The organism is Amycolatopsis sp. NPDC024027 (genome assembly GCF_040638975.1).
Taxonomy (GTDB): Bacteria; Actinomycetota; Actinomycetes; order Mycobacteriales; family Pseudonocardiaceae; genus Amycolatopsis.
Genome location: NZ_JBEZYY010000023.1, coordinates 1 through 13,732, shown reverse-complemented (window position 1 = coordinate 13,732; position 13,732 = coordinate 1). Strand labels below are relative to the sequence as shown.

Below are 13,732 nucleotides of genomic sequence, written 5' to 3'. Positions count from 1 at the left end.
CCGCGTGATGAGCGCCTACCTCGCGACGATCCCCAGCCCCGACCGTGGTGTCTGGCACCTGGGACCGATCCCGCTCCGCGCGTACGCCCTGTGCATCATCGCCGGCATCATCGTGGCGATCTGGTGGGGCGAGCGCCGCTGGGCGGCCCGCGGCGGCACCAAGGGCACGGTGATCGACATCGCGGTGTTCGCGGTGCCGTTCGGCCTGGTCGGCGGCCGGTTGTACCACGTGATCACCGACCCCGAGCTGTACTTCACCGAGGGCCGCAACCCGTGGAACGCGTTCGCGATCTGGGACGGCGGCCTCGGCATCTGGGGCGCGATCGCCCTCGGCGCGGTGGGCGCGCTCATCGCCTGCCGCCGCAAGGGCATCCCGCTGCCGGCGATGGCCGACGCGCTCGCCCCCGGCATCGTCGTCGCGCAGGCGATCGGCCGCATCGGCAACTACTTCAACCAGGAGCTGTACGGCGCGCACACGGACCTGCCGTGGGGCCTGGAGGTTTACCAGCGCTTCAACCCGGAGGACCCGGACAACCTGCTGAACGGCGTCGCGACGGGGCACATCCCGCTGCCGGAGAGCCCGGTCCACCCGACGTTCCTGTACGAGCTGCTCTGGAACCTGCTGGTCGCGCTGCTGGTGGTGTGGGCGGACCGGAAGTTCAAGCTCGGGCACGGGCGCGCGTTCGCGCTGTACGTGGCGGGCTACACGGTCGGCCGCGGCTGGATCGAGATGATGCGGACGGACACGGCGAACCACATCCTCGGCCTGCGGGTGAACGTGTGGACGTCGATCCTGCTGTTCGTCGCGGCGGTGGTGTACTTCGTGCTCGCCGGCCGGCGCGGGCCGCGGGAGGCGCCGGAGATGCTGGTGAGCAAGGACGCTGTCGGGCCGGACGAGGTCCCGGTGGCTTCTTCGGAAGCGGCCTCCTCTTCGGACGCGGCCTCCTCGTCGGAGGCGGTCTCGTCAGAGGACGGCGAGCCGGAGCCCGCGAAGGTGGCGGCCGATGCCCCGGCTGTCGCGGACAAGCCAGTTTCCACGGAGACGCCGGCCCAGGAGCCGAAGAAGACCGACGAGAGCTGATCGCTCGCGTTGCGAAGGCCGCCCCAGGATGCCTGGTGGCGGCCTTCGTCGTTTGCGGGCTTGGGCGCCCAGTGTGTGTGCGGGCTTGGGGCTCCGCCCCCGGTTTCCACGCTACCGGGTGCCACCGACAGTTTCGGGCGGCCGGAACAGGCCGATCAGCCGAGGTCCGGTAGCCCCAGCTCCAGGTTCGGCGCCTGCAACCCGCCATCGACCTCGAGGATCTTGCCCGTGATGTACCCGCCGGCCCGCGACGCCAGGAACACCACCGTCGCCGCGATGTCCTCGGCCTCGCCGATGCGGCCCAGCGGTGTCGCCGACTCCATCTTCTCCTTCAGCTCCGGGTTGCCGACCACGATCTCCAGGGCCGACGTCGCCACCGATCCCACCGAGATCGCGTTGACGCGGACGCGCGGGGCCAGGTCCGCCGCCGCCAGGCGGGTGTAATGCGCCAGGGCCGCCTTCGCCGTTCCGTACGCCGCGAAGCCGCGGCCCGCGACCCGGCCCATCACCGACGAGATGTTGACCACCGAGCCGCCGGTTTTCACCAGCGATGGCGCCGCCGCCACCGTCAGCGCGTGGGCCGTGGCCACGTTGAAGCGGAACGCCTCCTCCATGAAGTCCACCGTCGACTCCAGCAACGGGCGCGGGTACGTGCCGCCGACGTTGTTGACCACCAGGTCGAGCCGGCCGAACTCGGACACCGCCGTCGCGGCCAGCGCGGCCGCCGCTTCGGGCGACGAGAGGTCGACGGGCACCGGGAAAGCCCGGCGGCCCAGAGCCGAGACGCGGGAAGCCACCTCGTCGAGTTGCGCGGAAGTGCGGGACGCGATCACCACGTCGGCACCCGCTTCGGCGAGGGCCACCGCGGTGGCCGCGCCGATTCCGCGTCCGGCGCCGGTGACCACCGCGACCTGGTCGGTGAGCTTGAACCGATCGAGGATCATGCGGCGAAATGTAACACGTTCTAGTGAGCGGGGACACAGTGCGGCGATCACGCCACAGTGGTTTTGAGCGGGGTTGGCGGGCCGTATACTTAGCGGAACGAACTACCGGGAACCCATCAGGAACTCTGTCGTTCCGCGCAGCCAGATCGTTACCGTCCGACGTCGTCCGAGGCGCTCTGAAGTGCTGCTGCGGTGTTTCCCAGGTGTTAAAGTCGCGCTAACAAGCGGGCCATCGTCGTCCCGTGCGCTCCCCGGCCGGTAACCCGGCCCCGCACGACAAGACGACGAAGGAGGTCCCGTTGATCTTCTCCGCCATGCCCGGCAAGCAGGGTCTGTACGACCCGGAGACCGAGCAGGACTCCTGCGGTGTGGCCATGGTGGCCGACATCCGCGGGCGCCGCTCCCACGGCATCGTCACCGACGGCCTGGCCGCGCTGACGAACCTCGACCACCGCGGCGCCGCGGGCGCCGAGCCCACCAGCGGCGACGGCGCCGGCATCCTGCTGCAGCTGCCCGACGCGCTGCTGCGGGCCGAAGCCGGCTTCGAGCTGCCCGCGCCGGACGAGCAGGGGCACCAGACCTACGCCGCCGGCATCGCGTTCCTGCCGCAGGACGCCGAGCAGCGCCGCAAGGCCGTCGGGCTCGCCGAACGCATCGCCGTCGAAGAGGGCCTGGAGGTCCTCGGCTGGCGGGCGGTCCCCGTCGACGCCGATCGCGCCGACATCGGCCCGACCGCCCGCTCGGTCATGCCGCACTTCGCCATGCTCTTCGTGGCCGGTGACCGGAAATCGGGCGTGGAGCTGGACAGGCTCGCCTTCTGCCTGCGCAAGCGCGTCGAGAACGAGAGCGCGAACGCCGGCTGCGGCACCTACTTCCCTTCGCTGTCCTCGCGGACGATCGTCTACAAGGGCATGGTGACGCCGGAGCAGCTGCCCGCGTTCTTCGCCGACCTGCGTGACGAGCGGCTGGAAAGCGCCATCGCGCTGGTGCACTCCCGCTTCTCCACCAACACCTTCCCGTCGTGGCCGCTGGCGCACCCGTTCCGGTTCGTGGCCCACAACGGCGAGATCAACACCATCCGCGGCAACCGCAACCGCATGCGGGCCCGCGAGGCGCTGCTGGAATCCGACGTCATCTCCGGCGACCTGAGCAGGCTGTTCCCGATCTGCTCGCCGGACGCGTCGGACTCGGCGTCCTTCGACGAGGTCCTCGAGCTGCTGCACCTGGGCGGCCGGTCGCTGCCGCACGCGGTGCTGATGATGATCCCGGAGGCGTGGGAGAACCACGCCACCATGAAGCCCGAGCGCCGCGCCTTCTACCAGTTCCACGCCAGCCTGATGGAACCGTGGGACGGCCCGGCCTGCGTCACCTTCACCGACGGCAGCCTGGTCGGGGCGGTCCTGGACCGCAACGGCCTGCGCCCCGCGCGCTGGTGGCGCACGGCCGACGACCGCGTGGTCCTCGCGAGCGAGGCCGGCGTGCTGGACGTCGCCCCGAAGGACGTCGTCGCCAAGGGGCGGCTCAAGCCCGGCAAGATGTTCCTGGTCGACACCGAGGCCGGCCGGATCGTGGACGACGAAGAGGTCAAGTCCGCGCTGGCCGCCGAGCTGCCCTACGACTCGTGGCTGCACGCGGGCCTGCTCAAGATCGCCGAGCTGCCCGACCGCGACCACGTCGTGCAGAGCCACGACTCCGTGCTGCGGCGCCAGCTTTCCTTCGGCTACACCGAAGAAGAGCTCAAGATCCTGCTCGCGCCGATGGCCGAGAAGGGGGCCGAGCCGATCGGCTCGATGGGCACCGACACCCCGCCCGCGGTGCTGTCGAAGCGGTCCCGGCTGCTCTACGACTACTTCAAGCAGAACTTCGCCCAGGTGACCAACCCGCCGCTGGACGCGATCCGCGAGGAACTCGTCACCTGCATGGCGCGGATCATGGGCCCGGAACGCAACCTGCTGGCCCCCGGCCCGGCGTCCTGCCGCCACCTGAAGCTGCCGTACCCGGTCATCGACAACGACGAGCTCGCCAAGCTCATCCACATCAACGACGACGGCGACCTCCCCGGCTTCGCCTGCAGCGTCCTTTCCGGACTGTACGAAGTGGACGGTGGGGCGGAAGCGCTCGCCGGCGCGATCGAACGCGTCCGGCGGGAGGCGTCCGAGGCCATCGCGGCCGGCGCGCGCACGCTCGTGCTGTCCGACCGCGACTCCGACCACCGGATGGCGCCGATCCCGTCGCTGCTGCTGGTTTCCGCGGTGCACCACCACCTGGTCCGCACCAAGGAGCGCCTGCGCGTCGCGCTGGTCGTCGAATCCGGCGACGCGCGCGAGGTGCACCACATCGCGCTGCTGCTCGGCTACGGCGCCGCCGCGGTCAACCCGTACCTGGCCTTCGAGACCATCGAAGACATGATCGGGCAGGGCGCGGTCACCGGCATCGAGGCCGCCAAGGCGATCCGCAACTACGTGCAGGCGCTGGTCAAGGGCGTCCTGAAGATCATGTCCAAGATGGGCATCTCGACGGTCGGCGCGTACACCGCCGCCCAGGTCTTCGAATCCCTCGGCCTGAGCCAGGACCTGCTCGACGAGTACTTCACCGGGACGTCGTCGAAGCTCGGTGGCGTCGGCCTCGAGGTGCTCGCCGAAGAGGTCGCTGTCCGGCACCGCCGCGCCTACCCGGAAAACCCGACCGATCGCGTCCACCGTGGACTCGACACCGGCGGCGAGTACGCCTACCGCCGCGAGGGCGAGCTGCACCTCTTCACGCCGGAGACGGTGTTCCTGCTGCAGCACGCGTCCAAGACCGGCCGCGACGAGGTCTACCGCAAGTACACCGAAGAGGTGCACCGCCTCTACCGCGAGGGCGGCACGCTGCGCGGGCTGTTCGCGTTCAAGGACGGCGTCCGCGAGCCGGTGCCGCTCGACGAGGTCGAGCCGGTCGAGGCCATCTTCAAGCGCTTCAACACGGGCGCGATGTCGTACGGCTCCATCTCGGCCGAGGCGCACGAAACCCTGGCCATCGCGATGAACCGGATCGGCGGCCGCTCCAACACCGGTGAGGGCGGCGAAGACCCCGAGCGGCTCTACGACCCCGAGCGCCGCAGCGCGATCAAGCAGGTCGCTTCGGGCCGCTTCGGGGTCACGAGCGAGTACCTGGTCAATGCCGACGACATCCAGATCAAGATGGCGCAGGGCGCGAAGCCCGGCGAGGGCGGCCAGCTGCCGCCGAACAAGGTGTACCCGTGGATCGCGCGCACCCGGCACTCCACGCCGGGCGTCGGCCTCATTTCGCCGCCGCCGCACCACGACATCTACTCCATCGAGGACCTGGCCCAGCTGATCCACGACCTCAAGAACGCCAACGAGCACGCCCGCATCCACGTGAAGCTGGTGTCCGCGCTGGGGGTCGGCACGGTCGCGGCCGGCGTGTCCAAGGCACACGCCGACGTCGTGCTCATCTCGGGCCACGACGGCGGCACCGGCGCGTCGCCGATGAACTCGCTCAAGCACGCGGGCACGCCGTGGGAGATCGGCCTCGCCGAGACCCAGCAGACGTTGCTGCTCAACGGCTTGCGCGACCGGATCACCGTGCAGGTGGACGGCGCCATGAAGACCGGGCGCGACGTCGTAATCGCGGCGTTGCTCGGCGCCGAGGAGTACGGCTTCGCGACGGCCCCCCTCGTCGTCGCGGGCTGCATCATGATGCGCGTCTGCCACCTCGACACCTGCCCGGTCGGCGTCGCCACGCAGAGCCCGGAGCTGCGCAAGCGCTACACCGGCCAGGTCGAGCACGTGGTCAACTTCTTCAAGTTCGTCGCCGAAGAGGTCCGCGAAACCCTGGCGGCGCTGGGCTTCCGCACCCTCGACGAGGCCATCGGCCACGCCGAGCTGCTGGACACCGACGAGGCCGTCGACCACTGGAAGGCGTCCGGGCTGGACCTGGCGCCGATCTTCGAGATGCCGACCGACACCCCGTACGGCGGCGCGAAGCGGCGCACGCGCGGCCAGGACCACGGCCTCGAGCACGCCCTGGACCGCACGCTCATCCAGCTCGCCGAGGCGGCGCTGGAAGACGCGCACCAGGTGAACATCGAGCTGCCGGTGCGCAACGTCAACCGGACCGTCGGCACGCTGCTCGGCTCGGAAATCACCCGCCGCTACGGCGGGGACGGCCTGCCCGAGGGGACGATCCACGTCACCCTCACCGGGTCGGCGGGCCAGTCGCTCGGCGCGTTCCTGCCGCGCGGCATCACCCTCGACATGGTCGGCGACGCGAACGACTACGTCGGCAAGGGTCTTTCCGGCGGCCGGATCGTCGTCCGCCCCGACCCGCAGGCGTCCTTCGCCGCGGAGGCGCAGACGATCGCGGGCAACACGATCGCCTACGGCGCCACCGGCGGCGAGATCTTCCTGCGCGGCCAGGTCGGCGAACGCTTCTGCGTCCGCAACTCCGGCGCCACGGTCGTCGCCGAGGGCGTCGGCGACCACGCCTTCGAGTACATGACCAGCGGCCGCGCGGTGGTGCTCGGCCCGACCGGGCGCAACCTGGCGGCCGGCATGTCCGGCGGCATCGCCTTCGTCCTCGACGTCGACGCGAAGAAGGTCAACCAGGACATGGTGGACCTGCTGCGGCCGACCGCCGACGACCTGGCGTGGCTCAAGAAAACCGTGCAACAGCACTACGATCTCACCCGCTCCGCGGTGGCGGCCTCGCTGCTCGGCGACTGGCCGCGCCGGTCGGTGGCGTTCACGAAGGTGATGCCGCGCGACTACCAGCGGGTCCTGGACGCGGCGAAGGCGGCGCGCGCTGCCGGCCGCGATGTCGACGAGGCGATCATGGAGGCCGCTCGTGGCTGACCCGACCGGTTTCCTGAAGTACGACCGCGAAGAGCCGAAGAAGAAGTCCCACGAGGAACGGCTTTCCTCGTGGGGCGAGGTCTACGCGGACGTTCCTTCCGCCGAGCGCAACGAACAGGTGCGCAAGCAGGCGTCGCGGTGCATGGACTGCGGCATCCCGTTCTGCCACTCCGGTGGCTCCGGCTGCCCGCTGGGCAACCTCATCCCGGAGTGGAACGACCTGGTCCGCCGCGGCGACTGGGCCGCGGCGAGCGACCGGCTGCACGCGACCAACAACTTCCCCGAGTTCACCGGGAAGCTGTGCCCGGCACCGTGCGAGGCGGGCTGCGTGCTGTCCATCTCGCCGCTCTCGGGCGGGCCGGTGTCGATCAAGCGCGTCGAGCAGACGATCGCCGACCAGTCCTGGGAAGCGGGGTACGTCCAGCCGCAGGTGTCCGAGGTGTCCAGCGGGCGCCGGGTCGCCGTCGTCGGCTCCGGGCCGGCCGGGCTGGCCGCCGCCCAGCAGCTGACCCGCGCCGGGCACGAGGTCACGGTGTTCGAGCGCGACGACCGCCTCGGCGGGCTGCTGCGCTACGGCATCCCCGAGTTCAAGATGGAGAAGAAGGTCCTCGACCGGCGCCTTGCGCAGCTGCGCAAGGAAGGCACCCGGTTCGTGACGGGCTGCGAGGTCGGCGTCGACCTGTCGGTGGAGGACCTGCGCGCGCAGTACGACGCGGTCGTGCTCGCGGTCGGCGCCCTGCGCGGCCGCGACGACACGACGACGCCGGGCCGCGAGCTGGCGGGCATCCACCTGGCGATGGAGCACCTGGTGCCGGCCAACAAGTACGTCGAGGGCGACGGCCCCCCGGCGATCGACGCGCGCGGCAAGCACGTGCTGATCATCGGCGGCGGCGACACCGGCGCGGACTCGTACGGAACGGCGACCCGCCAGGGCGCGCTGTCGGTGACGCAGCTCGACCAGTACCCGATGCCCCCCACCACCCGCGACGACGAGCGGTCGCCGTGGCCGACCTGGCCGTACATCCTGCGCACGTACGCGGCGCACGAGGAGGCGGGCGAGCGGAAGTTCGCGGTGGCGGTCAAGCGGTTCGTCGGTTCCGCCGAAGGTCGCGTGACGGGGGTGGAACTGCAGCAGGTCCGCGTGCAGAAGGACCCGGCGACGGGCCGCCGCGAGGTCATCCCGGTGAACGACGAGATCGAGACGCTCCCGGCCGACCTGGTGTTGCTGGCGATCGGCTTCGAAGGCGTCGAGGAGATGCCGCTGCTGGGCGGGCTCGGCCTGTCGCTGACCCGCCGCGGAACCCTGTCGTGCGGCGCGGACTGGCAGACGGAGACGCCGGGCGTGTTCGTCTGCGGTGATGCGCACCGCGGGGCGTCGCTGGTGGTGTGGGCGATCGCGGAGGGCCGTTCGGTGGCCAACGCCGTGGACACGTACCTGACGGGCGCGTCGGACCTCCCGGCCCCGGTCCACCCGACGGCGTTGCCGCTCGCCGTCGTCTGATCAGTCCGGAAGAGGGACACCCGGCTGCGCGCCGGGTGTCCCTCTTCTTGGTTCAGTCGTCGGGAAGCGATGCCCGGAGCGATTCGTCTTGGGGCAAAAGCCGGCCCCAACGACCTTCGGTCACCCCGTCCGGACGGTCGGGTGAGGGCTCGACCACCCAGTTCCGAGGCCATATGTGGCGCTTCGACACTCCGAGATCGATACGCGCCCAGCACCAGAGAGTCTTTTCTTTGAGTGGTCCATCGGGGTCAGTTGTGTTGAAGGGAAAATTCTTGAAAGAGCCGTCGGGGACAAATGTTGGTCCATGAAACTTTGCCATGAAGAACCAAGAGGTCTTCGCGAACTCCGCTGACAGGAAGCTGGCGCCTTGCTGAAAATTGGTTCCACCGAAATCTGCTTCGTGCATGAACTCTGAACCGGTGAACCCGGCATGCTTGATGAAATTGGACTGCGTGAAGATCGCTTTGCCTTGGAAGATGCATTCGCTGAAGTATGCGTCACCGGACAAGGTTGCGTTCATGAAGCTAAGAAACTTTGCGAAGCGGGCCTTTTTGAATCTGGTAAAGCCTTCGAAGGTGGCCTCGGTGAAGTGAGACGTGTCGCCGAACGTCGCTTTTTCGAAGTCGACACTACCGCGGAACAAGGACTCGCGGAAAGAAACAGGTCCGGTGAATTCGGTGTGACCGAAGTTCGATGTTCCGATAAAACGCGCGCCGGTGAAGTCGGCGGGGCCGAATCGGCAGTGTGAAAGGTCGAAGTTCGTCAGCGTCGCGTGGTTGAGGTCGATTTCGATTCCGCTCCAGAAGGTGGCGTCGTTGCCTGGCCGGAGGTGTTTTGCCAGCACGCGCTCGGCCGCCAGGCGAACCTGTTCCTCCTGAGTTCCCTCTGCCGGATCATAGGGCATCCGGAGATAAGCGCAGAGCACGTCCACGATGGTTTGCCGTTGTTCCGGGTTGTCCTGGGCGAGCCGGCGCAGCGCGTAAAGACCGCCGAGGCGCACGGGGGCCTTGTCGGAGCCGAGCTGGTCCACCGCGCGGCCGTAGAGCTCGGTGATCCTGCGCGACTCCGCGTCCGCCTCGCCGCTTCTGGCGACCTCCTCCTGCAGCTTGTGCGCGCGATCGATGGCCTGCTGGTCGAGGTGCTTCTGGATCAGGGCGATTTCGCTCGTCCGCTGGCGCCTCGCGGTGAGCCACAGTGCCGCGGCGCCGCCGGTGCCGAGCACGATCGTGCCTGCCGTCTTGATCGCCTCGAGCTGGGCGTCGTGCCGGCCGTCGCCCAAGGTGATCAGGAGGATCGTCGCCAGCCCGCCGCCGAAGAGGATCAAAGCCACCGCCGCCCAGGTGATCGTCCTGTTCGACAGGACGGGGTAGGGCTGATCGGTGGCCTCGTGATCTGGGCGTTTCACGCTGGGAGTGTCGTCGGTGCCAGGAGAAGTGCTACAGCCGCCGGTTAGGCCGGACGGCGGCTGTGCGGTGTGTGGTGCGGCAATTACTTTCGAGTAGTTGTGTCGCCTTTGCGACGATTCACTTCTGCGGAAGGTGGGGCGTCTTGAAGCACACGAAACTCCGGGCCGCGGTGGTCACCGCCGTCCTCTCGCTCGCCGTGGCCCTGGTCGGCGCGCCCGCCCAGGCCGCGCCGAAACCCTTCTGGACGCCCGATGCCATGCGGGCGGCCGTGCCCATGGAATCCCTCGTCAAAGCTCCGGCGGCAACGCCGACGGACGTGGCCAAGGGACAGAGCCAAATCATCCGGAGCATCCCGAACGGCGGTGGGCCCTGGACCGGCGGCGGCAAGGTCACCCAGACCACCGGGCGCGTGTTCTTCCTCTTCAACGGCCAGAAAGCCTCCTGCTCCGGGGACGCCGTCACCAGCACCAACGGCAGCGTCGTCGTCACCGCCGGGCACTGCGTGAAGTACCAGGGCACCTGGCACACCCAATGGACCTTCGTACCCGGCTACGACAACGGCAACGCCCCCTACGGCCAGTGGACGGCGAAGACCACCCTCACCACGCCGCAGTGGGAAGCCAGTGAGGACATCAACTACGACGTCGGCATGGCCGTCGTGAACCCGCTCGACGGCCGGCGGCTCACCGATGTCGTGGGCGCGCAGGGCATCGCCTTCAACCAGCCGAAGAACCAGAACATGTACACCTTCGGCTACCCGGCCGCGGCGCCCTACGACGGCACCAAGCTGATCTACTGCAGCGGCACCACCTTCACCGACTTCCTGCTGACCAAGGACCACGGCATGAGCTGCAACATGACCGGTGGCTCCAGCGGCGGTCCGTGGTTCCTCTCGTTCAACGAGGGCACCGGCGCCGGCGTGCAGGCCTCGGTGAACAGCTTCGGCTACAACTTCCTGCCGGGCTACATGTTCGGGCCGTACTTCGGCACCGACGCGCAGAACCTGTACAACCGCGCGCAAGCCGCGTGATCCCCGTCAGCCCAGGGGCGGAGCGGGAGTTCCGGTCCCTGGGCTGACGTCGGCGCGGGCCGGCCCCCGGCAAGCTCGGGGCATGCGAAAAACCCTGATCGCGCTGGCTTTCCTGCCCTCGCTCGCGGCCCCTGCGGCGGAGGCGGCCCCGAACCTTCAGTGGACGGTGCCCTGCCCGGACTACGGCATGTCGCCGTCCCCGACCGCCGGCCTCGAATGCGCCACCCTGCGCGTGCCGCTCGACTACGCGCACCCGGACCGCACCATCGAGCTCACCCTGTCCCGCCACCTCGGCACCCCCGGCCGGCGCCGCGGCGTGCTGCTGATGAACCCCGGCGGGCCGGGCAGCCCCGGGCTCGCCATGCCCGCCCAGCTGCAGCAGCGCATGGGCGGCTCCGGCCTGCCGGACGCCTACGACGTCATCGGCTTCGACCCCCGCGGCACCACCTACAGCACGCCGGTGACCTGCGGCATGACGACGCCGGAAGAGCGCGGCGCCGTGCTCGGTCCCTACGCCGGCGGGCCGCGGGACGTCGTCGCCACGGCCGAGAAAGCGCGGGCCGTGGCCGAAAAGTGCGGCGCCTCGTCCACAACGGACCTTCTACCGCACATGACGACCGCGAACACCGCCCGCGACCTCGATCGGATCCGGGAAGCGCTGGGGGAGAAGAAGATCTCCTACTACGGCGTCTCCTACGGCAGCTACCTCGGCGCCGCCTACGCGTCGATGTTCCCGGCCCGCACGGACCGGATCGTGCTCGACAGCGTCCTCGGCCCGCGTGGCCTCGACGTCCGCGGCAACCAGCGGTTCGCCGAAGGCTTCGACGACCGCTTCCCGGACTTCGCCGCGTGGGCCGCCCAGCGCGACGACGGCTACCACCTGGGGCGGACGCCGGCGGCGGTGACGGCGAAGTTCTTCGAGCTCGCCGCCGTCCGCGGGCCGGAGTTCCGGTCCGACACGTGGAACGGCCTCTACGACGACGCGTCCTTCCCGGCCGTGGCCCGGAACTGGGCGGGCACCGCGCGCACGGCGGCCGGGCCGCTCGACGGCGACAACCACGCCGCGCTGCAGCTGCAGGTGCTCTGCAACGACGCCGACTGGCCCGAGCAGGTCGGCTATTACCAGCGCGCGGTCGAACGCGAACGGGTGCGGCACCCGATGTTCGGCCCGGCCGCGGCGAACGTGAACCCGTGCGCGTTCTGGCCCGTCGAACGCGCCGAGCCGCCGGTGCGCGTCGGCGGCCCCGGCCCGGCGAACGTCCTGCTGGTGCAGAACCTGCGCGACCCGGCGACCCCGCTGTCCGGCGCGCGCGAGACGCGGGCGGCGTTCGGATCCCGCGCGCGGATGGTGACCGTCGACGCCGGCGGGCACGGCGTCTTCACGCGGGAAAACGCTTGTGGAAACGCGGCGGTGCTGGGCTATCTGCGTGACGGGGTCTTCCCCGCGACCGATGGAGCCTGTCAGTCTGGAGGGTGAGGGGGACATTTCCCCCTCGGGGGAAATGAGGGGAAAAACTGATGAAAAGAATGTTGTTCTTCGTCGTGTCCGTGCTGGCCGTGGGCCTGCTGGCCGCCCCTTCGGCGTCCGCGCAGGCCGCATCGCCAGGGCCGTTCTGCATTCCGGAAGCCCTTTGGCTCCGTGGGGCGGACGGAACCGCGATCTGCACGGCAGCGCCGAAACCGTCGATCGTCCCGCCGTTCACCGCGGTTTCCGAAAGCAATGGCAGTCAGGACGACTGGTGCCTGTATTCCCGGCCGAACTACGTCGGTTTCCCGACGCGGATCCCGGCGTTCTCGAGCGCCAATGTGTGGCTGACGGTCGCCTCGGCCCGGCCCTGCTGAGCGGGACGCACCCGCCGGGGTGGGGTGGTCGCGCAGCGTGACCGCGCCACCCCGGTCACCGGCCGCGGTGGCCAACCGGGCGAAGCGCTTCGAGGCGCGAACCTTATCCTGGTCTGCGTGAACTGGACTGTGGACGTCCCCGTCGACACACTGCCCGAGCTGCCGCCGCTGCCGCCCGAACTGCGGACGCGGCTCGACAAGGCGCTGGCGCTGCCGGCCGCCCAGCAGCCGGAGTGGCCCGACCCCGAGGCGACCCGGCGGGTCCGCGGCGTGCTGGAGAGCGTGCCGCCGATCACCGTCCCGGCCGAGATCGACCGGCTGAAGAGCCGGCTGGCGATGGTCGCCAACGGCGAGGCCTTCCTCCTGCAGGGCGGCGACTGCGCGGAGACGTTCGAGTCCAACACCGAGCCGCACATCCGCGCCAACCTGCGCACGCTGCTGCAGATGGCCGTCGTGCTCACCTACGGCGCGAGCCTGCCGGTGGTCAAGGTCGGCCGCATCGCCGGCCAGTACGCGAAGCCGCGCTCGGCCGCGACGGACGCGCTGGGCCTGCCGGTGTACCGCGGCGACATCATCAACTCCCTGGTCGCCAAGCCCGAGCTGCGCGTGCCGGACCCCGGCCGGATGATCCGCGCCTACGCGAACGCGGGCGCGGCGATGAACCTGGTCCGGGCCCTCACCGCCGCCGGCATGGCCGACCTGCACCAGGTGCACGACTGGAACAAGGACTTCGTATCGGCTTCGCCGGCCGCGCAGCGCTTCGAGTCGCTGGCCAACGAGATCGACCGCGGCCTGCGGTTCATGTCGGCGTGCGGCGTCACCGACACGTCCCTGCAGTCGACGGAGATCTTCGCCAGCCACGAGGCGCTGCTGCTCGACTACGAGCGTTCGATGCTGCGCCTCGACAACGCCGACGCCGCCAACCCGAAGCTCTACAACCTCTCGTCGCACTTCCTCTGGATCGGCGAGCGGACCCGCCAGCTGGACGGCGCGCACATCGCGTTCGCCGAGCTGCTGGCCAACCCGATCGGGTTGAAGATCGGCCCGACGACCACGCCGGAGCAGGCGCTGGAGT

Annotated in this window: 9 protein-coding genes; 7 read left to right on the top strand and 2 right to left on the bottom strand. The window is 69.9% G+C overall.

Annotation, left to right across the window (positions count from 1 at the left end; translation table 11 throughout):
* Positions 1–7: 7 nt before the first annotated feature.
* Positions 8–1,081 (top strand): prolipoprotein diacylglyceryl transferase, encoded by a 1,074-nt coding sequence (gene lgt, locus AB0F52_RS40340; RefSeq protein WP_360182734.1) that lies wholly within the window; start codon positions 8–10, stop codon positions 1,079–1,081.
* Between the two features lie 155 nt (positions 1,082–1,236).
* Here lgt and AB0F52_RS40335 read toward each other — a convergent pair whose 3' ends face one another.
* Positions 1,237–2,025, bottom strand: coding sequence for an SDR family oxidoreductase (locus AB0F52_RS40335; protein ID WP_360182732.1), 789 nt, complete (start codon positions 2,023–2,025; stop codon positions 1,237–1,239).
* 299 nt (positions 2,026–2,324) lie between these two features.
* Between AB0F52_RS40335 and gltB the strand changes: the two genes are divergently transcribed.
* Entirely contained in the window at positions 2,325–6,878 is a 4,554-nt protein-coding gene (gltB, locus tag AB0F52_RS40330; protein ID WP_360182995.1) for a glutamate synthase large subunit, read from the top strand.
* On the top strand, positions 6,871–8,379 hold the full coding sequence (locus AB0F52_RS40325; protein ID WP_360182730.1) for a glutamate synthase subunit beta: 1,509 nt from the start codon (positions 6,871–6,873) through the stop codon (positions 8,377–8,379). The genes gltB and AB0F52_RS40325 overlap by 8 nt, the downstream gene beginning before the upstream one ends.
* 52 nt (positions 8,380–8,431) lie before the next feature.
* Here AB0F52_RS40325 and AB0F52_RS40320 read toward each other — a convergent pair whose 3' ends face one another.
* Complete coding sequence (locus AB0F52_RS40320) at positions 8,432–9,784, bottom strand: pentapeptide repeat-containing protein (protein ID WP_360182728.1); 1,353 nt, start codon at positions 9,782–9,784, stop codon at positions 8,432–8,434.
* A gap of 143 nt (positions 9,785–9,927) precedes the next feature.
* Between AB0F52_RS40320 and AB0F52_RS40315 the strand changes: the two genes are divergently transcribed.
* From AB0F52_RS40315 to AB0F52_RS40300, 4 genes are all read left to right on the top strand, one after another.
* On the top strand, positions 9,928–10,815 hold the full coding sequence (locus tag AB0F52_RS40315) for a peptidase (RefSeq protein ID WP_360182727.1): 888 nt from the start codon (positions 9,928–9,930) through the stop codon (positions 10,813–10,815).
* Between the two features lie 82 nt (positions 10,816–10,897).
* Positions 10,898–12,292 (top strand): alpha/beta hydrolase, encoded by a 1,395-nt coding sequence (locus AB0F52_RS40310; protein WP_360182725.1) that lies wholly within the window; start codon positions 10,898–10,900, stop codon positions 12,290–12,292.
* A gap of 50 nt (positions 12,293–12,342) precedes the next feature.
* A complete protein-coding gene (locus AB0F52_RS40305) occupies positions 12,343–12,657 on the top strand; it encodes a hypothetical protein (RefSeq protein ID WP_360182723.1) in 315 nt (104 codons plus the stop codon).
* Positions 12,658–12,774: 117 nt separating this feature from the next.
* Positions 12,775–13,732, top strand: a 958-nt coding sequence (locus tag AB0F52_RS40300) for a 3-deoxy-7-phosphoheptulonate synthase (protein ID WP_360182721.1), incomplete at its 3' end; no start/stop codon positions are given.